This window comes from Streptomyces sp. NPDC037271 (genome assembly GCF_055603605.1).
Window position 1 is genome coordinate 103802 of record NZ_JBVJVN010000002.1, and the last position, 20299, is coordinate 124100.

Below are 20299 nucleotides of genomic sequence, written 5' to 3' on the forward strand. Positions count from 1 at the left end.
AGGACCACCGAGGACCGGGACGGGACTCGGGCCCCGTTCGGCCCGGCGGCCGACGGGGGCTGTGTGACGTTGCGACGTCTGCAAGGACCGACCGACGAGGACGGACAAGGCGGTGACATGAGCCCAGCGGCACCACCACCTCTGGCGGGGAGGCCGGCCACCCTGGTCATCGACGGGCATGTGGACGCGGGCCGGGCGCTGCTCGTTCCGCGGGGCGAGCTCGTCCACGGCTGCACGGTCGTCCTGGCCGAGACCCTGGCCGCGCTGCCGGCCGATGTCGAACGGGTCGACATGGACATGGGCGACGTGGTGTTCATGGACACGGCAGGCCTCCAGTTCCTGGACCTGCTGGGCGGCTACAGCCACCGGCAGTCGGTACCCGCGACGGCGACGAACTGGCGCGGCCAGCCGCTGCGGATCCTGGAACTGGCCGGCCTGGACACCACCGACCCGCTGCACGCCACGGCCCACCGGCCGGAGCCGCGGCCCGCGCCCCTCGCGCCCCCCGCCGCTCCCGCCACCCCCTCCGAGCGGCTGCACGTCCTGCAGGAGGAGGTGGACCAGCTGCGCCAGGCGATCGCCTCCCGCCCGGTCATCGACCAGGCGCGGGGCGTACTCATGGCGCTGCACGCATGCACGTCGGAGGAGGCGTGGCACATACTGCGGGAGGCCTCCCAGCTGTCCAACACCAAGCTGCGCACGGTCGCCGCGGCGGTCACCGCCGGCGCCGAGAGCAACGGCCCGCCCCCGCCGGCCGAGGTACGCACGGCCCTGCGGACGGCCCTGGGCCGCCTCGGGCACTGAGAGCGGACGGCGGGGGTCCAGCGGCGCCCCACCGGCCCCGGCAGTGTGGTGCCACCGGCCCGGGCGGGGTACCCGGGCGGCAACCCCGTTCGACCGGAGGAGGCACCACGATGAGCGAGCAGACCCCGTCCCAGGCGGAGGGCGAACGCGACGAGCGGGACGTCCCGGACCGCCAGAGCCCGCCGCACACCACTCCCTCCCAGGCGGAGGGCGAGCGGGACGACGACGACACCACGGCCACCACGGCCACCACCGATGACACGGACGGCCGCTAGCCCGGCGCCCCGCAGACCCCGCAGCAGACCTCGCAGACCACACAGGGAACCCTGACCACACGGATCAAGCCCTGCCGCACTCGGGCCTCGGCGGCGGCCTCGGACTCCGCGAGGCGGGGTTCCAGCCGGACGGACCTGGCCGGCCTACCGGACCTACAGGTGAAAACGTTCCTGCGCCGGAGGCTGTGGTGGGGCGGGTGGGACTCGAACCCACGGCCGACGGATTATGAGTCCGCTGCTCTAACCGGCTGAGCTACCGCCCCATAGCGGCGTGTCGCGTACACGTGTGCGCGCCGTCTGCCGCAGCATAGCCGCTCATACGATCTGCTGCCTCGGATGGTCGGCTACCGCGATGCCTTCATGACCTTGAGGACTCCGCAGCGGGCCGCGTGGTTCCCGTGAGGTGCCGGGAGCCTGCCGGGAGTCCCGTGGGGCATGAATCCGGACATGAAAAAGGACCCCGTGGGGTCCTCGTTCACGATGCTCCCCCGACTGGACTCGAACCAGTAACCTGCCGGTTAACAGCCGGCTGCTCTGCCAATTGAGCTACAGGGGACCGAGCTCCTCGGACTGGACTCGAACCAGTAACCTGCCGGTTAACAGCCGGCTGCTCTGCCAATTGAGCTACCGAGGATTGTCTCGTTGCATCGAACGCATCCACCTGGGTATCCGCCAGGGGGCGCGCGCTCGCTGCGACACATACATTAGCGCAAGCAGGGGGGTGCTCCGCCAATCGGTACTCCCCGGCACCACAGAGCCAGAGCAAGGGAAGGGTGGCCGCCATGCGTTACCGGCTCACGTTCGTCGTCGGACTCGCGGTGGGATACGTGCTGGGCACGAAGGCCGGACGGGAGCGTTACGAGCAGTTGCGGAAGTCCGCCCGCCAGGTCGCGCAGAACCCCGCGGTGCGCAACACCGCCGAGTCGGCGGCCCAGCAGGGCAGGCACTTCGCCGACAAGGCGTACACCGCGGTGAGCGGCAAGGTCGGGGACCGGATGCCCGACTCGGTGGCCCAGCGGGTCCGTTCCCTGCGTGAACGCGGGACGAACGGCAGTGGTGCGGACGACTGGGGCACCAGCAACACCTGACGACATCCGGCGGCGGCCGGGGCTCGTGGCCCCCGCCGGGTAAGGACACCTCTCGCGGTGCGGCAGAATTTTGGGCATGGGGATAGTCGCCGGGTTGGACAGTTCGCCCGATTTCACTCGTATCGTCGTCTGCGACTCGGACACCGGCGCCGTGCTGCGCCAGGGTTACGCGCCGCATCCGCTGGAGAGCCCCGAGGGCGGGGGCCGGCCCTCAGACGTCGATCCGCAGGCCTGGCTGCTGTCCCTCGGGGAGGCCGCCGGCGGCGGACTGCTGGAGGGCGTGCAGGCCATCGGCGTGTCGGCGCAGGCGAACTCCGTCGTGCCGCTGGACGCGCAGGGCACCACCGTGCGCCCGGCCATGGTGGGCGGCGACAAGCGCTCCCAGGTGGCGGCGGCCGACCTGATCGACGCGCTCGGCGGGCGCGAGGCGTGGGCGCAGGCCGTGGGCTGCGTCCCGCAGGCCGCGCAGGCGGTGACCAAGCTGCGCTGGCTGGCGCGGAACGAGCCGGAGGCCGCCGCGCGGACCGCCGTACTGCTCCAGGCCCACGACTGGCTGGTGTGGCAGCTGCTCGGGCGGCCGGTCCGGCGGACCACCGACCGGGGCGGGGCGTCCGGGACCGGCTACTGGTCGGCGGCGAGCGGCGGTTACCGGCCCGATCTGGTCGAGCTGGCGCTCGGGCACCAGGTGATGCTGCCGGAGGTGATCGGTCCGGCCGAGGCGGCCGGTACGACGCCGGAGGGGCTGCTGATCTCCGCCGGGACCGGCGAGACGATGGCCGCCGCCTTCGGGCTGGGGATCGGACTGGGCGACGCGGTGGTGTCGCTGGGCGCGTCCGGGTCGGTGATGGCCGTGCACACCGAGGCGCTCGTCGACCAGTCCGGCATGATCACCTCGCTGGCGGACGCCACCGGCATGCACCTGCCGGTGGTCACCACCCTGAACGCCGTACGGACCCTGCGCGGCGCCGCCGAGCTGCTCGGCGTGCCGGACCTGGAGAGCCTGTCCGAGCTGGCGATGAAGTCCACGCCGGGCGCGCACGGGCTGGTGCTGCTCCCCTACCTGGAGGGCGAGCGCACACCGAACCTGCCGCACACCGCCGGCACGCTGGCCGGCCTGCGGCGCGAGTCGATGAGGCCGGAGCATCTGGCGCGGGCCGCGTTCGAGGGCATGCTGTGCGGTCTCGCCGACGCCCTCGACGTGCTGCGCGCCCGGGGCGTCGACGTACGGCGGGTGTTCCTGCTGGGCGCGGCGGCCGAGCTGCCGGCCGTGCAGGCGGCGGCGCCCGCGCTGTTCGGGACGCGGGTCGTCGTGCCGCAGCCGGCGGACTACGCGGCGATCGGCGCGGCCCGGCAGGCGGCCTGGGCGCTGGGCGTGTCCCAGGGCACGCTGGATCCGCGCACTCCCCCCGTCTGGCAGGGCGCGGTCGCGCAGGTGCTGGATCCGGGCGAGGAGCTGGCGGTGGGACAGGCCGTGCGCCAGCAGTTCGTGTCGGTGCGGGAGCAGACGCATCCGGGCGCGCTGCACGCGTGAGGCCGCCCATAAGGCCGGAAGTAGCGCGCTGTTGGGTTAATCGGTTGGGGTAACGCGGGTGGGGTGTCCGACGATGGGGGCCACGGGCAACCAACTGCCCCTGTCGTCGACCCCGAGAGATCCAGCGTGCTCATACGACTCCTGCGGACCTACCTCAAGCCCTACAGAAAACCCATCGCCCTGCTGGTGGCCCTGCAGTTCCTGCAGACCTGCGCCTCCCTCTACCTGCCGACCCTGAACGCGGACATCATCGACAACGGTGTCGTGCGGGGCGACTCCGGTTACATCCTGAGCTTCGGCGCCCTGATGATCGGCATCTCGCTGGCCCAGGTGGTGTGCAACATCGGCGCCGTCTACTACGGTGCGCGGACCGCGGCGGCGCTCGGCCGGGACCTGCGCGGTGCCGTCTTCGACCGGGTGCAGTCCTTCTCGGCCCGCGAGGTCGGCGGCTTCGGCGCGCCCTCGCTGATCACCCGGACGACCAACGACGTGCAGCAGGTCCAGATGCTGGCCCTGATGACGTTCACGCTGATGGTGTCGGCGCCCATCATGTGCGTCGGCGGCGTCGTGATGGCGCTCGGCCTGGACGTGCCGCTGTCCGGGGTGCTGGTCGCGGTCGTGCCGGTGCTGGCGATCTGCGTGACGCTGATCGTGCGGCGGCTGCGGCCGCTGTTCCGGGCCATGCAGGAGCGGCTGGACACGGTGAACCGGGTGCTGCGCGAGCAGATCACCGGCAACCGCGTCATCCGGGCCTTCGTGCGGGACGAGTACGAGCAGCGGCGCTTCCGGAAGGCCAACGCCGACCTCACCGACGTGGCGCTGGGCACCGGCAACCTGCTCGCGCTGATGTTCCCCGTGGTCATGACGGTGGTGAACGTGTCGTCGGTCGCGGTGGTGTGGTTCGGGGCCCACCGGATCGAGAGCGGCGGGATGCAGATCGGTGATCTGACCGCGTTCCTCGCCTACCTGATGCAGATCGTCATGGCCGTGATGATGGCCACGTTCATGTTCATGATGGTGCCGCGCGCGGAGGTGTGCGCCGAGCGCATCCAGGAGGTCCTGGAGACCGAGAGCAGTGTGGTGCCGCCGGTGGCGCCGGTCACCGAGCTGCGCCGGCACGGGCATCTGGAGGTCCGCGGGGCCGGTTTCCGCTACCCCGGTGCCGAGGAGCCGGTGCTCCGGAACATCGGCCTGACGGCCCGGCCGGGTGAGACGACCGCCGTCATCGGCTCGACCGGCAGCGGCAAGTCCACCCTGCTCGGGCTGGTCCCCCGGCTGTTCGACGCCACGGAGGGCGAGGTACTGGTCGACGGGGTGGACGTACGGACCCTCGACCCGAAGGTGCTGGCCCGGACCGTGGGGCTGGTGCCGCAGAAGCCGTACCTCTTCGCGGGCACGGTCGCGACCAACCTGCGCTACGGCAATCCGGACGCCACGGACGAGGAACTGTGGCACGCGCTGGAGGTGGCGCAGGCCAGGGAGTTCGTCTCCGGGCTGGAGGGCGGGCTGGACGCGCCGGTCTCGCAGGGCGGCACCAACGTGTCCGGCGGCCAGCGGCAGCGGCTCGCCATCGCCCGGACCCTCGTCCAGCGCCCGGAGATCTACCTCTTCGACGACTCCTTCTCCGCCCTCGACTACGCCACCGACGCCGCGCTCCGCGCCGCGCTGGGCCGGGAGACGGCCGAGGCGACCGTGGTGATCGTGGCGCAGCGGGTGGCGACCATCCGGGACGCGGACCGGATCATCGTGCTGGACGAGGGGCGGGTGGTCGGCGTGGGCCGGCACCACGAGCTGATGGCGGACAACGAGACCTACCGGGAGATCGTGCTCTCCCAGCTGACGGAAGCGGAGGCTGCCTGATGGCCGGGCCTGCGGGTCGCATGATGGCCGGGGGCGGCCCCGACCAGCGTTCGATGGACTTCAAGGGGTCGGGCAAGCGGCTCCTCGCCCGGTTCCGGCCGGAGCGGGTGATCCTGTACACGCTGCTGGCGTGTGTGGTCGTCAGCGTCGGCCTCAGTGTGGTCGGGCCGAAGATCCTCGGCGCGGCCACCGACCTGGTCTTCGCGGGGATCGTCGGGCGGGACATGCCGTCCGGGGCCACGAAGGAACAGGTGCTGGAGTCCATGCGGGAGCGCGGTGACGGCAAGGTCGCCGACATGCTCCGCAGTACGGACTTCACGCCGGGGCAGGGCATCGACTTCGGTGCGGTGGGCGAGGTGCTGCTGCTGGCGCTGGCGGTGTTCGGCGCCGCCGGGCTGCTGATGGCGGTGGCCACCCGGCTGGTGAACCGCGCGGTCAACCGGACCATGTTCCGGATGCGGGAGGACGTGCAGACGAAGCTGTCCCGGCTGCCGCTGTCCTACTTCGACACGCGGCAGCGCGGCGAGGTGCTGAGCCGGGCGACGAACGACATCGACAACATCGGGCAGACGCTCCAGCAGTCGATGGGCCAGCTGATCAACTCGTTGCTGACCATCATCGGCGTGCTGGCGATGATGTTCTGGGTCTCCTGGATCCTGGCGCTGGTGGCACTGGTGACCGTGCCGCTGTCGTTCGTGGTGGCCACGCGGGTGGGCAAGCGGTCGCAGCCGCAGTTCGTGCAGCAGTGGCGCTCGACGGGCGCGCTGAACGCGCACATCGAGGAGATGTACACCGGGCACACCCTGGTGAAGGTGTTCGGGCGGCAGGAGGAGTCGGCGCAGCAGTTCGCCGAGCAGAACGACGCGCTGTACGAGGCCGGCTTCAAGGCGCAGTTCAACAGCGGGATCATGCAGCCGCTGATGATGTTCGTGTCCAACCTGAACTACGTGCTCGTCGCGGTGGTCGGCGGTCTGCGGGTCGCCTCGGGTTCCCTGTCCATCGGTGACGTGCAGGCCTTCATCCAGTACTCCCGGCAGTTCTCGATGCCGCTGACGCAGGTCGCGTCGATGGCGAACCTGGTGCAGTCGGGCGTGGCGTCGGCGGAGCGGGTCTTCGAGCTGCTGGACGCCGAAGAGCAGTCCGCGGACCCGATCCCGGGCGCCCGGCCGGAGGACCTGCGCGGGCGGGTGGAGCTGGAGCACGTCTCGTTCCGCTACGACCCGCTCAAGCCGCTGATCGAGGACCTGTCGCTGAAGGTGGAGCCGGGCCACACCGTCGCCATCGTCGGCCCCACGGGTGCCGGCAAGACCACCCTCGTCAACCTGCTGATGCGGTTCTACGAGGTCTCCGGCGGCCGGATCACCCTGGACGGCGTGGACATCGCCACGATGTCCCGGGACGAGCTGCGCTCCGGCATCGGCATGGTCCTCCAGGACACCTGGCTGTTCGGCGGCACCATCGCGGAGAACATCGCGTACGGGGCGTCGCGGGAGGTCACGCGCGGGGAGATCGAGGAGGCGGCGCGGGCCGCGCACGCCGACCGGTTCGTGCGGACGCTGCCCGACGGCTACGACACGGTGATCGACGACGAGGGCACGGGGGTGAGCGCGGGAGAGAAGCAGCTGATCACGATCGCGCGGGCGTTCCTGTCCGACCCGGTGATCCTGGTCCTGGACGAGGCGACATCGTCCGTGGACACCCGTACCGAGGTGCTGATCCAGAAGGCGATGGCCAAGCTGGCGCACGGGCGGACGTCCTTCGTCATCGCGCACCGGCTGTCGACGATCCGCGACGCCGACGTGATCTTGGTGATGGAGAATGGGTCCATCATCGAGCAGGGCACGCACAGCGAACTGCTGGCGGCCGAGGGCGGGTACGCCCGTCTGTACGCGGCTCAGTTCGCGCAGGCGGTCGCCGAGGTCGACTGACCGCGCGGCCACGGACACGAGGGGGAACGGGACATGATGGCGCACGGGGACGGGAACCCGGGACAGGGCCCCGGGCAGCCGGACGCGGCACCGGCCGAGGCCGGCACCGGACGCCGGTCGGACACGGCGCTGGGACTGTGGCTGCCGATCGGGGTCGCCCTGGGCGTCAGCCTCGGGCAGCTCAGCGGCAACCTGGGCGCGGGCGTCGCACTCGGGATCGGGTGCGGCGTGGCGATCGGCGCCGGCATCGACGCCAGGAAGCGGCGGGAGGCGGGCCCGGGCGCCTGACCGTCCCGCCTCAGTCGAGGTAGCCGCGCAGCTGGTCCGCGTAGGCGTGGTCCCGGAGCTTGTTGAGGGTCTTGGACTCGATCTGGCGGATCCGCTCGCGGGTGACGCCGAAGATGCGGCCTATCTCCTCCAGCGTGCGGGGGCGGCCGTCGGCCAGGCCGTAGCGGAGCTGGACGACCTTGCGCTCGCGTTCGCCGAGGGTGGAGAGCACCGCCTCCAGGTGCTGGCGCAGCAGCAGGAACGCGGCCGACTCGACGGGGCTGGCGGCGTCGCCGTCCTCGATCAGGTCGCCGAGGGCGACGTCGTCCTCCTCGCCGACGGGGGCGTGCAGGGAGACCGGCTCCTGGGCGAGGCGCAGTACCTCGCCGACCCGCTCGGGGGCCAGCTCCAGGTGGGCGGCGACCTCCTGCGGGGTCGGCTCGTAGCCGCGTTCCTGGAGCATGCGGCGCTGGACCCGGATCACCCGGTTGATCAGCTCGACGACGTGGACGGGGACGCGGATGGTGCGTGCCTGGTCGGCGAGGGCGCGGGACATGGCCTGGCGGATCCACCAGGTGGCGTACGTGGAGAACTTGTAGCCGCGGGCGTAGTCGAACTTCTCCACGGCCCGGATCAGGCCCAGGTTCCCCTCCTGGACCAGGTCGAGCATGGTCAGTCCCCGCCCGACGTACCGCTTGGCCACCGACACGACGAGCCGCAGGTTCGCCTCGATCAGGCGCCGCTTGGCCAGGCGGCCCATGACGACGAGCCGGTCGAGGTCGAGGGCGAGCCGGCTGTCCAGGTCGGTGGCGAGCCGCAGCTTCTCCTCGGCGAACAGCCCGGCCTCCACGCGCCGGGCGAGGTCTACCTCCTCGGCCGCGGTGAGCAGCGGGATCCGGCCGATCTCCCGCAGGTACTGGCGGAACAGGTCGGAGGAGGGCCCACCGGTCTCCGTGCGGGTGGGCGGCGGCGGTTCGGGGGCGTCGGCCTCGAGGTCGGGGCCGGACGCCTCGGCCTCGGGGGCGTCGGCCGGGTCACCGGGGTGGCCGGCCGCTTCGGGGACGTCCGCAGCGGGCGGCTCGTCCGGCCGGTTCTCGGGGTGGTGCACGGCACGGTGCTGCGCGGGCATCGCGACGAGGACGCCGCTCACCGCGTCCGGCTCCGTGCCGTCGGTACCGGTGTCGGTCTGGGCGAGGGTCTGGGTCTGCACGGGGGCGACCTCCAGGATGGACGCGGCCGAGGGGGACGGCAGCGGTACTTCGGGAGCGGAGCCGGCTCACTCGCCGCTGTCCGTCCCGCACGCGTTGAACGGAGCCGCGGGTTCCAGGGACCCGTCACGACGGATCGGCCGCGCTCCGAGGACTCAGGCACCGCACCCCAGTGTGGGGTACGACACATCACCGCCACGAGGGGCGTGCGGCGACTTTTTGCGGCCGGGCCGACGGTGACCGGCCGGAATCGGAGTAACCCGAGCGGGCCCGGAAGCACGACCCGCCTCGGCGATCGGGCAGGCCGGTGACGGGGCTCACGCCGGGGCGTGAGGGGCGCGTTCACGGCTTGTGCGGGGGCTCATTTCCCACTGTCACGTAAAGACGATAACCAAATCAGCCATTTCACCGTAGAACCGGTGTCCTGTTGTGCTGCACTGGCTATTCGTTGACCCGGTGACAACAAATCACATCCCCGATCGCGAATGAGGGCCGGTTCATGACGACGGTGCTGCTGGTGCACGAGATCGCGCTGTGGAGGGCTTCACTTGCCTGCCTTCTGAGCACGGACGGTGAAATTCAGGTCAGAGTTACGACCAAGGGTGGGGTCAGAAACGCGGCCAAGGAGACCCTGCCCGATGTGTTCCTCACCGATCTGGACTGTCCGGACTCCGTTGAAGTACTCGCCGAGGTGGAGTCGCTCCGGTGTCCCGACGGCACAGGGGGAGCCCTCGTCGTCCTGGCCCGCGGGGACCGGCCCGGCGCGCTGCGCAGGGCCTTCGACGCCGGAGCGCGCGGATACATCGACAAGTTCGGCACGGTGAGCGGCCTGCCGGAGATCATGCACAAGATCGCCTGCGGCGGACGGCACATCGACGAATCGCTCGCTTTCGGTCTGCTTCAGGCCGCCGATGTCCCGTTGTCCCGAAGAGAACTGGGGGTACTCGCGCTTGCCGCGGAAGGGGAGTCCGTGTCGGCGATCGCCGGTGCGCTGCACTTGACGAACGGAACCGTACGGAACTACCTGGCCGCCGCCATACGGAAGACCGGAGCGCGCAACCGGCTGGACGCCATAAGACTGTCCAAGCAATTCGGCTGGCTGTGACCGGTGTGCGTACTCCCGGAGTGCGCCCCGTCCTAATGGCCGTGGACACCGGTCAGTTCGCGATAGAGCGCCGAGCACTCCCGCAGTTCGTCCGGTGTCCCGCACTCGACCCGGGTGCCGTCCATCACCAGTACGCGATCGGCGCGCAATGCCGAGGCCGGACGGTGGGCGATGACCACCAGCGTGCGGGCCCGCTCCGCGAGGGCGTTCTCCGCGCGTGCCTCGGCCACCGGATCGAGCCCGCTGCACGCCTCGTCCAGGATGAGCAGCGGGGCCGTCGCCAGATGCGCCCGCCCCGCAGCGACGAGCTGCCGCTCCCCCTGGGACAGGCTGTCCGGTACGACCGTCCTGTCCAACCCGCCCAGCCGTTCCAGCAGTGAGTCCAGCCCGAGCGCCTGCACGGTCGCGGCGATCTCCCGGTCCGACGCGCCGGGGCGCAGATAGCGCAGGTTGTCCCGCAGCGAGGCGGTGAACACGAACGCGTTCTGCGGCAGGAGCGTGCGTACGGAGGTCGGCTCCCACGACGTACTCGCCCTGTCCCACCAGCGCACCTCGCCGGTGGACGGTGCGACCACGCCCGCCAGCAGACCCGCCAGAGTGGACTTGCCGGTGCCGCTGGGGCCCATCACCGCGAGGCGCTCGCCCGTCCGGACGCGCAGGTCCAGCCGGTCCACCACCGGGCGGGCGCCGACGCCGTACGCGAAGGTCACTCCCCGCAGCTCCGCCTCGTGCCGGGGGGCCCGGGACACCTCCTGGACCGGGACGCGGCGATCCGGTCCGGCCGGGGGAGGCACCGGGTCGGTGAAGCGGTCCAGGACCACCACCAGGCGCCCGCCCGCCGTCCCCAGCATGCTCATCAGGGCGTTCACGGCCGGTGCCAGAGCCTGCGTCAGGTACGTCAGCGCGCCCGTCAGCGCGCCGCCCGACAGCCCCTGCCGCAGCAGCCAGGGCGCGGCGAACAGCAGGACCACCGGTGGCACCCGGCCGCACAGGGCCGTCGCCACGACGCGCACGGCGTTCCAGCGGGCCAGCCGCCGCGCGGCCCGGGCCTGTGCGCGGGCGAGGTCCCGGCCGGTGCCGGACACCGCCGCCCGCGCTCCGGCCGCCGCGATGTCGCGCAGGGCGGACGCGGTCTGCCCCGCATGGGCGGCGTACGCCTCGTCGGCGGCCAGATACGCGCGCTGCCGGGCCGCCATCGGTGCCAGGGTGAGCAGGAACAGCGCCAGTCCCAGGGCGATCGGGGGCAGGACGACCAGCAGCAACCGTGGTGCCAGGGCCGCCATCCCGGCCAGGGCGCCCGCCGTGGTGAAGACGAACGACCGCAGGGCCAGAACCAGGCCGGCCCAGCCGTCCCGGGCGATCTCGCTCTGATGCGTCACCTGGGACACCGCGCCGGTGGACGTCTCCCCGGGGCGGTCGAGCGCGCCGACGAGCGCACGGGCCACGGCCCGCCGCACCAGACCGTCCCGGAACGGTTCCACCAGGTCCGCGAGCCGCCCGAAGACCCCGTGGGTCGCGAGTCCCGCCGGGAGCGTGACGAGGGCGGCGAGCAGCAGCCAGAGCAGGCCGGCCGCCGGACGGCCCGCGAGGAACCCGTCGTCCAGCGCGCGGGCGACACCGTACCCCCCGGCGAAGGTCTGTACGAACTCCAGGGTCGACCAGGCCGCCAGGCGCCCCAGGACGCCGGTGCGGGCGCGCAGGAAGACCACGCCCTCCCGGGCCACCCGCCGCAGCCCCCGGTCGGATGTGTCCTCGCGGGCGGCGGGCGCCGTCATACGCGTTCCTTCCCGCCAGGCGGCCGGGGCGCCTCCTCGGCGCCTGTCCTCGCCGCGTCCTGGTGTGCCGGGGCGTGGAAGACCGACCGGTAGGCCGGATCCGCCCACAGCTCGTCGTGCCGGCCCACCCCGCGCACCGTGCCGCCCTCCAGCCAGACGACCTGGTCCGCACCGGCGGCGGCGGACAGCTTGTGGGCGACGATCAGACGGGTCGTCGTGCCGGCCAGGCCGTCGAGTTCCCGGCGCACCCGCCGTTCGGTCACCGTGTCGAGCCCCGACGTGGCGTCGTCCAGGATCATCAGGCGGCCCCGGTGCGCGAACGCGCGGGCCAGTCCGAGCCGCTGGTACTCGCCCCCGGAGAGCGGTGCGCCGGCGGTCGGGGTGTGAAAGCCGTGCGGCAGCAGTTCGACGAAGTCGGCCGCCGCCGCGCGGGCCGCCGCGCGGACCGCCCCGGGCGACGGACGGGGCACCCCGAACGCGATCGCCTCCTCCACCGTCGCCCCGGCCAGCACCGGCCGGGCGAACGCGTACGACACCTCGTGGCGCAGCCGCACCGGCTCGACGCCGTCCAGCGGCACCCCGTCCAGGACGACCGTCCCGGCGTCCGGGTCGGTGAGGCGCCCCGCGACCGCTGCCAGCACCGACTTGCCCGATCCGGACCGCCCGACCACGGCCACCGACGTACCCCCGGACACCGTGAACCCCACGTCGCGCAGGACGTACGCTCCGTCGCGTACGACGTCCACGCCCCGCAGCTCCAGCGTGCCCCGGCCGTCCGGGGGAAGGTCCAGCGAGCGGTGCGGTACGGCGGGCAGAGCGAGCAGGGGTGCCAGCCGGCGCGCCGCCGTACGGCTTCGCTGGAGCGAACCCAGCGCACCCGTCAGCGAGCCGATGCCGACGGCGAGCATGGCGTACCGCGAGGCCGCCACCAGCCCGCCGATGTCGATCGCCCCGGCCGACAGGCGCAGCCCGGCCACCCCGACGACCAGCACGGTCAGCAGGGGCAGCAGGACGGCACTGCGCGCCGACGCGCTGCCGTAGACCGCCCAGGTGCGCCGTCCGTGGGTGCCGAGCGCGGCCAGCGGTTCGAGGATCCTGGCGTACTCGCGGGCCCCGGTACCGGCCGCGCGGATGGTCGCCGCGCCGTCCAGGGCCTCGGTGAGCCGTGCGGCCAGCACGGCCTGCTCGGCCTGGTAGTCGGCCGACGCGTCCGCCGTACGGCGGGTGAACGTGCTGAGGAGGAGGAGCACGGCGGGGAAGCCGGCGAGCAGGGCGAGCGCCGTCCAGACGTCCACCAGGACCAGCCCGGCCAGGCCGCCCAGCGGCAGCAGGACCCCGGCGACCGCACCCGCGGCCGTGACGGGGGCCGCGGCCGCGTCCGGGGCGTTGGCCGTCAGACGGGTGGTCAGGTCTCCGGCGGGGACGGCCTGTGCGTGCCGGGGTTCGGCGCGCAGCACCTGGTCCAGCGCCCGCGTCCGCATCCGTGCGGCGAGCCCCGCCGTCGTGGTGCCGCCGACGACCGCGGCGGTGGCGTCGAGGAGGACCTCGGCGGCGGTCAGGGCGGCGCACAGCCACAGGGCGGCCCAGGGGACGGTGTCCCCGGCCACCACGCCGTTCACGGCGCTGCCCAGCGCGGCGGGCAGCAGGACCGCGGCCACGGCGGCGCCCGTCGAACAGGCCCCTACCGCCAGTACGGCGACGGCGCTCCGACGGGTCGGCATGCGCGGAATCAAGCGAAGGTCCCTCCGCCGGGTGCGGATACGTCTGCGCGCGGGCAGGGGCGACGGCCGGACCCGGGAACGCTCCCGGGACCGGCCGGCCGCCGGCGGGCCGTACGGTGGATCACCGTCTGGCACGCCTGCCTCGCGTCACGGGGTGCAGAGCACCACGCTGAGCGAGCTGTACTCGCAGACGAGCAGGCTGACCTGGCTGCCGGTCGCCACCTCGCCGAAGGACTCCTCCGCCGGGGTGTCCAGGGCCTGGAGGTCGAGAAGTGCCATGATGCTGTTCCTCTCTCGTGACTGATGGATCGTTATTTGTGCACGGTCCCCGAGGAGACCGGTCCATGGGCCGCGCGGTGCGGCGGTGTGGGCCGCCGGAGCGGCAGGAAGGGCAGGACCACCGGATGCCCGGCGAAGGCGCTGCCCAGCGCGAGGAGGCAGCCGGCCGTCCCGGTCGACAGGTCCATCGACAGGCGCATGAGCTGCTCCCCGGCGAAGGCGAGCCCTCCCCCGTACGGCAGGGCGTGCAGATCGAGCAGCCCGGTGTGACGGCGTACCACCCCGTGCAGTTCCGCGGGGTCGCCCGCGCCCGTGCGTGCCAGGTGCAGGATCAGTCCGGCAGTGCCCCGGAACAGACCCGGCTGGATGTAGAAGGTGGACCGGCAGGCCCGCAGCAGGGCGTGCCGGGCGGTGTCCAGCGCCTCGTCCGGCCGGTGCGCCAGGTAGTCGTCGACGACCATGGCGATCCCGGCACTGCCCGCCCCCAGGTACGGCATCGTGCGCCTGCCCTCGACCACCAGCAGGGCGTCGTCGGCGCCGGGCCGGCAGCGGGCGAGGTCGCGGTGGAGGGCGACCGCGGCGAGGTCCAGCAGAGCGGCGTCCCCGGTGGCCTCGTACCGGCGGATCAGCAGCAGGGCGATCCCGGTCGCCCCGTGCAGCAGCCCGGTGCCCGGCAGCGGGCGGTTCTCGGTGAGCGTACGGACGGCCAGGGCGGTGCAGTGGTCGGCGGCCCGGGACAGTACGGCGGCGTCGGCGGCGGACGCGGTGCGGGCGAGGTCCGCCAGGGCCAGTGCGATGCCCGCGAGGCCGCTGTGCAGGCCCGCGGAGAGCCGGCCGAAGGGCTGCCGGGCGGCGAGCAGGGCCAGTCGCGTGGCCGGCTCGGCGCGGCCGAGCCGGGCGAGCGTCCAGGCGATGCCCGTGAGCCCGTCGTACAAGCCTGGCGGAGTGCCGGGGGCCGGGTCGCAGGACCGTTCCTCCAACCAGTCCAGAGCGTCCGGACAGGAGGCGGCGCCCGTCTCGTGCAGTGCGTACAGCACACCCGCCGCGCCGTTCCCGAGGGACTGGCCGCCGGCCGGTGTCGCGAACTGGGCGATGTCACCGGGGAAGCAGCGGTCGTCGCGCTCCGGGGTACTGGAGGCGAGAATCGCGCGGGCCATGGCGTCCCGGCTGAGCGGCCAGTCGGCGGCGGCCGGCGGTACGGGGTCCGGGCCGCGGTCCGGGGTGCCTGACACGCGGGTCACGGCATTCGTACGGCCGACGGGGTCGGTGCGTTCGGGGAGCGCCTCGGGCAGGCCCCGGAGTATCTCCCCCACCGCCCCGTCCAGCGTGCCCGGTGCGAGGCCGAAGACCCGCTCCGCGTGCGCGGCCAGCGGGGCCGCCTTGCGCCGGTCGATGAAGAAGAGCGTGGTGAGCGGGAGGAGGAGCGCGATGCGCAGGCACGCCAGCGCGTAGTCGTCGATGTCCGTGCCGCGCCGGTCGGAAGGCGCCACGAAGGCCGGGTTGGCCACGATCTGCCGGCCGCGCTCACGGGCCGGGGCAGCAGCCTCGAAGTCGAGCAGGACGACCCTCGTCCCGTCGTCGGCGACCATGATGTTGCTCATGTGCAGGTCGCTGACGACCAGCCCGCGCCCGTGGACGTCCCGTACCGCCCGCTCGACCATCGTGTACATCCGGGTGGCCCACGCCGCGTGCTCCGCGAGCGCCCCCGGTGCCGGGTCGGTGCCGACCAGGGGGAAGCGCCGGGCGAAGACGGTGTTGAGCGTGTCACCCGTGATGTGTTCGAGCACGAGGAAGCGGTGCCCGCCGATGTCGAGCACGTCGCGGACGGCCGGCACGCAGTCGAGCCCGGCCAGCCGTTCGAGGGCGGTGCGCTCTCGTTCCAGCCGGACGGTCGCGTCGGCTCCGTCGGCGGCGAGTCCCGCGTGCGGGCGCGCTTCCTTGAGCACGACGGGCTCCCCGCTGCGGTCGTCCCGCCCGAGATAGACGCCCCCGCCGTTGGAGAAGTGCAGCGCGCGCTCCACGCTGTACGGCACGCCGTCCAGGCTCACCGCGGCCCGGGCCTCCAGGTGGGGCAGCAGGAAGGACGGTGTGCTCACCCACTCCGGGACGACCAGCGACGGTCCGCGCGGATCCGGGACGAGCCTGCCGTCCGGATCGGCTATCGCGGGTACCAGCCGTCCGTCCGGCATGGCACAGAAGCGCGGCGCGAACGCCCCGTACCGCACGTGCACCGGTCCGGTGCCGCAGCGCAGGTCGCTGAGGATGCCGGGGCCGTGCTCGCCCTCCAGCAGCCGCATCAGGCCGGTGCAGACCTCGGGGAAGTCGTCGTCCGCGAGCGGGTAGACGGTGATGAACTTGCCGCTGCCCGCACGGTCCGCGTACTTGGCGTTACGCAGGTGCAGCAGGCGCGGCCCGGGTATGAACTTGAACGGCAGTCCCCGGCCGAGGCAGTAGTCGGCCACCTTGCCGAGCACCGCCGGCGCGTTGTCGAGCCCGGCCGAGACGTGGATCTTCCAGCCCTGGGAGGGCACCCGGGCGTTCCGCGGGCTGAACGACATCCAGTCCCCTCGCCGCGAGCGCTCCCAGCCCTCGGGCACGGGACCGCACGCCGGACCGTACAGCGCACCGGTTTCCTCGGCGGCGTCGGAGGAACGGTGGGGCGCGTCGTAGAAGTGTCTGTCCGTCGTGCAGTACGACGCGTACTCCGGGTTCACCCTCGCTCCTCTGCTCGTACGTTTTCGTCGGCAGGGAGAAAAGTGCCACGGTGCCGAAGGGGCCGATAGTCGCGGATGTCATGACGGGAGACAGGTGACGGATATGGGAAACGCATCTGCGTCCCGCACATCCGCCCGGGCGCCGTGTGTCCGTACGCAGGCTGGGGCCATGATCCGAACAGGAGTGCCACGGATGCACGAAGGGAACAGATGTTCTGATTTCGATACTCTGTTCCCGATTCATGGCCTCCAGGCGCGGCGCCGTCGTGCCCGTCATCCGGCAGGAGTATGTCGTCGAGGTGTGCCCGGGAGCTGGATCCCGCGGTAGGCCGCCAGGCGTGACCGGGCTGGACGACGGCCGGCGCCCCACCGCACCACGGACCGCTAGAGCGCGGCGGCGCCCTGTGCGCCCAGGGTCCGGTCGTACTGCTGGAGGACCCACAGCTCGTTCTGGACGGCGGCCAGTTCGGCGGGGTCGCCGTGGCCGGCCAGGCGGGTGAGGCGGCCCGTGATGTCGCGGATACGGCGCTCGACGGCGCGGCGCCGGACGGTGACCAGCTGGGCTCCCGCGTAGACCTCGTCGACGCCCTTCACGCCCCGGTGCAGCATGATCGCCTCGACCGCGAGCTCGGTGACCATGGCGCGGACGGCGTCGTCCGGGGCGGCCTCGCGGACCCGGACCAGATAGCCCTGCGGGTCCTCGACGCCGGACTCGGCGCCGCCCGCCTCCATGATGGCCTCGCGTACGGCGGCGTAGGGCGGGGCGGTGAACTCGTCGACGCCGTACGCGTCGAAGGCCGGGGAGACCAGCTCGGGGCGCTGGAGGGCGAGCTTCAGCAGTTCGCGTTCGGTGGCGAAGACGGGGTTGCGCAGGTTCAGCGCCGGGCCGCGGGGGCCCGGCCGGCCGGGGGCGGCGTACTGCTGCGGGGCGCCGGGGCCGCCGCGCTGCTGCCGGTCCGGGGCTGGGCCCTTGCCGCCGCGGTCGCGGGCCCAGCGGGCCAGCTGGGCGATCCGCTTGACCACGAACTGCGTGTCGAGGATGCCGAGCATGCCGGCGAGCTGCACGGCGACCTCGTGCTGGGCGCCGCTGTTCTTGATGCGGGCGACGACCGGGGCGGCCTCGTCCAGCGCCGACGCACGGCCGGCCGGGGTGTCCAGGTCGTAGCGGCCCACGATCTGGCGGAGCGCGAACTCGAAGAGCGGGGTGCGCGGCTCGACCAGGTCGGCGACCGCGTCGTCGCCCTTGGCCAGGCGCAGGTCGCAGGGGTCCATGCCGTCGGGGGCGATGGCGATGTAGGTCTCGGCGGCGAACTTCTGGTCGTCCTCGAAGGCGCGCAGGGCCGCCTTCTGGCCGGCCGCGTCGCCGTCGAAGGTGAAGATGACCCGGGCCGAGCCGTTGTCCATCAGCAGCCGGCGCAGGATCTTGATGTGGTCGCCGCCGAAGGCGGTGCCGCAGGTCGCGATGGCGGTGGTGACGCCGGCGAGGTGGCAGGCCATGACGTCCGTGTAGCCCTCGACGACCACGGCCCGGGAGGCCTTCGCGATGTCCTTCTTGGCGAGGTCGATGCCGTACAGGACCTGGGACTTCTTGTAGATCGCGGTGTCGGGGGTGTTCAGGTACTTCGGGCCGTTGTCCGCCTCGTAGAGCTTGCGGGCGCCGAAGCCGACGACGTCGCCGCCGATGTCGCGGATGGGCCACATCAGCCGGCCGCGGAAGCGGTCGATGGGGCCGCGGCGGCCCTCCTGGGCGAGGCCGGACAGGAGCAGCTCCTTGTCGCTGAAGCCCTTGCCGCGCAGGAAGCGGGTGAGGTGGTCCCAGCCCTGGGGGCTGTAGCCGACGGAGAAGTGCTGGGCGGCGGCCTGGTCGAAGCCGCGGTCGGCGAGGAAGGCACGGCCGGTGTCGGCCTCGGGGCTGGTCGCCAGCTGCTCCGCGTACCACTGGGCGGCGATCTTGTGGGCCTCGACCAGGCGGATGCGTTCGCCGCGCTGGTGGGCGGGGTTGTAGCCGCCCTCCTCGTAGCGCAGGGTGATGCCGGCCTGGCCGGCCAGGCGCTCGACCGCCTCGGAGAAGGTGAGGTGGTCGATCTTCATCACGAACGTGATGGTGTCGCCGCCCTCCTGGCAGCCGAAGCAGTGGAAGAACCCCTTGCTCGGGCTGACCTGGAAGGACGGGGACTTCTCGTCGTGGAAGGGGCAGAGTCCCTTCAGGTTGCCGCCGCCGGCGTTGCGCAGTTGGAGGTACTCCGAGACGACGGCGTCGATCGGGACCGCGTCCCGTACCGCCTTCACGTCCTCGTCGTTGATCCGTCCAGCCACGTGTGAAGTCTACGGCGGCCGGCCGGAAGCTAGACGACGAGGCTTTCGAGGGACACGTGCGGGTCGGCCAGCGCCTCCGTGTCCACCCGCGTCTTCGCGCGGATCAGCTGCTGGATCGGTTCCGTGACGTCCCACACGTTCACGTTCATCCCGGCCAGCACCCGGCCGTCCTTCACCCAGAAGGCGATGAACTCGCGCTTCGCCGCGTCGCCGCGGATCACCACCTGGTCGTACGACCCCGCGGGCGCCCAGCCGGAGTACTCCATGCCCAGGTCGTACTGGTCGGTGAAGAAGTAGGGCACGCGGTCGTGGGCGAGGTCCTCGCCGAGCATCGCGCGGGCCGCGGCGGGACCGCCGTTCAGGGCGTTGGCCCAGTGCTCCACGCGCAGCCGGGTGTCGAAGAGGGCGTGGTGGAAGGAGGCCACGTCGCCCGCGGCGTGGATGTCGGGGTCGGAGGTGCGCAGGTTCGCGTCGACGACGATGCCGCCGCCGTGCACGCGGTCGGCGATCTCCAGGCCCGCGGCCTGGGCCAGCGACGTGCGCGGGGCGGCGCCGATCGCGGCGAGCACGTCGTGGGCGGGGTGTTCCTCGCCGTCGTCGGTGCGGGCGGCCAGCACCATGCCGTCCTGGCCGATGATCTCGGTCAGCTTCACGCCGAACCGGAAGCGGACGCCGTGCGCCTCGTGCAGCTCGGCGAAGACGGCGCCCAGCTCGGGGCCGAGGACGCCGTGCAGCGGGGTCGGTCCGGGCTCGACGACGGTGACCTCCGCCCCGTACTCGCGGGCAGCGGCCGCGACCTCCAGGCCGATCCAGCCGGCGCCGGCGATCACGAGGTGGCCGTTGTCCCGGCCGAGGGAGGCCAGGACGTTCCTGAGGCGCTCGGCGTGGGCGAGGCGGCGCAGGTGGTGGACGCCCGCGAGGCCGGTGCCGGGGACGTCGAGGCGGCGGGGCTCGGCGCCGGTCGCGATGAGCAGCTTGTCGTACCGGGCGCGGGTGCCGTCGTCGCCGTAGTGGACGGTCTTGGCGGCGCGGTCGATCGCGACGACGGTCTGGCCGAGGTGCAGCTCGATGTCGTGCTGGGCGTACCAGGCGGGTTCGTGCACGAAGACGCTGTCGCGTTCCTCCTTGCCGAGGAGGTAGCCCTTGGACAGCGGCGGGCGCTCGTAGGGGTGGTCGCGCTCGTCGCAGATGAGGATCACCCGGCCGGTGAAGCCCTCCGCGCGGAGTGTCTCGGCCGCCTTCGCGCCGGCCAGGCCGCCTCCGACGATGACGAATGTCTGATCCGCGTCGACCACTTGTTGCCTCCTCGTCCGGGTGCCGCCACATGCGAGCGTCCCGCACGTGGCGTGGTGCGGGAAGAGGGAGTGGCCCGATCAGGCCACGGAGGGCCGTGTTTCGGGGGCCGCCGTACCTGCCGGGTCACGCCCG

General features: G+C 72.7%; 14 protein-coding genes, 3 tRNA genes and 1 pseudogene. 8 read left to right on the top strand and 10 right to left on the bottom strand.

Annotated elements, in window-relative coordinates; genetic code table 11:
* Positions 1-117 precede the first annotated feature (117 nt).
* Entirely contained in the window at positions 118-804 is a 687-nt protein-coding gene (locus ACZ7G3_RS05200) for an STAS domain-containing protein (RefSeq protein ID WP_470923308.1), read from the top strand.
* A 110-nt stretch (positions 805-914) separates the two neighbouring features.
* Positions 915-1079 carry a hypothetical protein gene (locus ACZ7G3_RS05205; RefSeq protein ID WP_470923310.1) on the top strand — a complete coding sequence of 55 codons (165 nt, stop codon included), beginning with the start codon at positions 915-917 and terminating at the stop codon, positions 1077-1079.
* A gap of 186 nt (positions 1080-1265) precedes the next feature.
* Here ACZ7G3_RS05205 and ACZ7G3_RS05210 read toward each other — a convergent pair.
* From ACZ7G3_RS05210 to ACZ7G3_RS05220, 3 genes are all read right to left on the bottom strand, one after another.
* Positions 1266-1342: transfer RNA gene (locus ACZ7G3_RS05210), tRNA-Ile, on the bottom strand.
* A 220-nt stretch (positions 1343-1562) separates the two neighbouring features.
* Positions 1563-1635 (bottom strand) — tRNA-Asn (locus tag ACZ7G3_RS05215).
* A 5-nt stretch (positions 1636-1640) separates the two neighbouring features.
* Positions 1641-1713, bottom strand: a tRNA-Asn gene (locus ACZ7G3_RS05220).
* Between the two features lie 148 nt (positions 1714-1861).
* On the opposite strand from ACZ7G3_RS05220, the gene ACZ7G3_RS05225 reads away from it, so the two are divergent.
* The 5 genes from ACZ7G3_RS05225 to ACZ7G3_RS05245 all read left to right on the top strand — a co-directional run bounded on the left by ACZ7G3_RS05225 (position 1862) and on the right by ACZ7G3_RS05245 (position 7774).
* A complete protein-coding gene (locus ACZ7G3_RS05225) occupies positions 1862-2167 on the top strand; it encodes a YtxH domain-containing protein (RefSeq protein ID WP_470923312.1) in 306 nt (101 codons plus the stop codon).
* A gap of 76 nt (positions 2168-2243) precedes the next feature.
* On the top strand, positions 2244-3698 hold the full coding sequence (locus ACZ7G3_RS05230) for a xylulokinase (protein ID WP_426598749.1): 1455 nt from the start codon (positions 2244-2246) through the stop codon (positions 3696-3698).
* Positions 3699-3824: 126 nt separating this feature from the next.
* Positions 3825-5558, top strand: coding sequence for an ABC transporter ATP-binding protein (locus ACZ7G3_RS05235; protein WP_470923314.1), 1734 nt, complete (start codon positions 3825-3827; stop codon positions 5556-5558).
* Entirely contained in the window at positions 5558-7486 is a 1929-nt protein-coding gene (locus tag ACZ7G3_RS05240; protein WP_470923315.1) for an ABC transporter ATP-binding protein, read from the top strand. Before ACZ7G3_RS05235 ends, ACZ7G3_RS05240 begins: the two co-directional genes overlap by 1 nt.
* Before the next feature lie 33 nt (positions 7487-7519).
* Positions 7520-7774 carry a hypothetical protein gene (locus tag ACZ7G3_RS05245; RefSeq protein ID WP_470923317.1) on the top strand — a complete coding sequence of 85 codons (255 nt, stop codon included), beginning with the start codon at positions 7520-7522 and terminating at the stop codon, positions 7772-7774.
* A 10-nt stretch (positions 7775-7784) separates the two neighbouring features.
* Here ACZ7G3_RS05245 and ACZ7G3_RS05250 read toward each other — a convergent pair.
* Positions 7785-9054, bottom strand: a pseudogene (locus tag ACZ7G3_RS05250) (RNA polymerase sigma factor).
* A 406-nt stretch (positions 9055-9460) separates the two neighbouring features.
* Between ACZ7G3_RS05250 and ACZ7G3_RS05255 the strand changes: the two are divergent.
* On the top strand, positions 9461-10066 hold the full coding sequence (locus ACZ7G3_RS05255; RefSeq protein WP_470923319.1) for a response regulator transcription factor: 606 nt from the start codon (positions 9461-9463) through the stop codon (positions 10064-10066).
* A gap of 32 nt (positions 10067-10098) precedes the next feature.
* On the opposite strand, the gene ACZ7G3_RS05260 is transcribed toward ACZ7G3_RS05255, so the two are convergent.
* The 6 genes from ACZ7G3_RS05260 to ACZ7G3_RS05285 all read right to left on the bottom strand — a co-directional run bounded on the left by ACZ7G3_RS05260 (position 10099) and on the right by ACZ7G3_RS05285 (position 20166).
* The gene (locus ACZ7G3_RS05260; protein WP_470923320.1) at positions 10099-11841 is read right to left on the bottom strand and encodes an ATP-binding cassette domain-containing protein; all 1743 of its coding nucleotides are present in this window, start codon (positions 11839-11841) and stop codon (positions 10099-10101) included.
* A complete protein-coding gene (locus ACZ7G3_RS05265) occupies positions 11838-13562 on the bottom strand; it encodes an ATP-binding cassette domain-containing protein (protein ID WP_470923322.1) in 1725 nt (574 codons plus the stop codon). The genes ACZ7G3_RS05260 and ACZ7G3_RS05265 overlap by 4 nt, the downstream gene beginning before the upstream one ends.
* A 147-nt stretch (positions 13563-13709) precedes the next feature.
* Entirely contained in the window at positions 13710-13841 is a 132-nt protein-coding gene (locus tag ACZ7G3_RS05270; RefSeq protein WP_426519656.1) for a SapB/AmfS family lanthipeptide, read from the bottom strand.
* A gap of 32 nt (positions 13842-13873) precedes the next feature.
* Complete coding sequence (gene lanKC / locus ACZ7G3_RS05275; protein WP_470923324.1) at positions 13874-16555, bottom strand: class III lanthionine synthetase LanKC; 2682 nt, start codon at positions 16553-16555, stop codon at positions 13874-13876.
* A gap of 384 nt (positions 16556-16939) precedes the next feature.
* Entirely contained in the window at positions 16940-18871 is a 1932-nt protein-coding gene (dnaG, locus tag ACZ7G3_RS05280) for a DNA primase (RefSeq protein ID WP_470923326.1), read from the bottom strand.
* 29 nt (positions 18872-18900) lie between these two features.
* Entirely contained in the window at positions 18901-20166 is a 1266-nt protein-coding gene (locus tag ACZ7G3_RS05285; protein WP_470923328.1) for an NAD(P)/FAD-dependent oxidoreductase, read from the bottom strand.
* Positions 20167-20299: the final 133 nt, after the last annotated feature.

Excerpts from the sequence above, each read along its gene's own strand:
- ACZ7G3_RS05200 (WP_470923308.1), top strand. The coding sequence starts at position 118 with ATGAGCCCAGCGGCACCACCACCTCTGGCGGGGAGGCCGGCCACCCTG.
- ACZ7G3_RS05205 (WP_470923310.1), top strand. The coding sequence starts at position 915 with ATGAGCGAGCAGACCCCGTCCCAGGCGGAGGGCGAACGCGACGAGCGG.
- ACZ7G3_RS05225 (WP_470923312.1), top strand. The coding sequence starts at position 1,862 with ATGCGTTACCGGCTCACGTTCGTCGTCGGACTCGCGGTGGGATACGTG.
- ACZ7G3_RS05230 (WP_426598749.1), top strand. The coding sequence starts at position 2,244 with ATGGGGATAGTCGCCGGGTTGGACAGTTCGCCCGATTTCACTCGTATC.
- ACZ7G3_RS05240 (WP_470923315.1), top strand. The coding sequence starts at position 5,558 with ATGGCCGGGCCTGCGGGTCGCATGATGGCCGGGGGCGGCCCCGACCAG.
- ACZ7G3_RS05245 (WP_470923317.1), top strand. The coding sequence starts at position 7,520 with ATGATGGCGCACGGGGACGGGAACCCGGGACAGGGCCCCGGGCAGCCG.
- ACZ7G3_RS05255 (WP_470923319.1), top strand. The coding sequence starts at position 9,461 with ATGACGACGGTGCTGCTGGTGCACGAGATCGCGCTGTGGAGGGCTTCA.
- ACZ7G3_RS05260 (WP_470923320.1), bottom strand. The coding sequence starts at position 11,841 with ATGACGGCGCCCGCCGCCCGCGAGGACACATCCGACCGGGGGCTGCGG.
- ACZ7G3_RS05265 (WP_470923322.1), bottom strand. The coding sequence starts at position 13,562 with ATGCCGACCCGTCGGAGCGCCGTCGCCGTACTGGCGGTAGGGGCCTGT.
- ACZ7G3_RS05270 (WP_426519656.1), bottom strand. The coding sequence starts at position 13,841 with ATGGCACTTCTCGACCTCCAGGCCCTGGACACCCCGGCGGAGGAGTCC.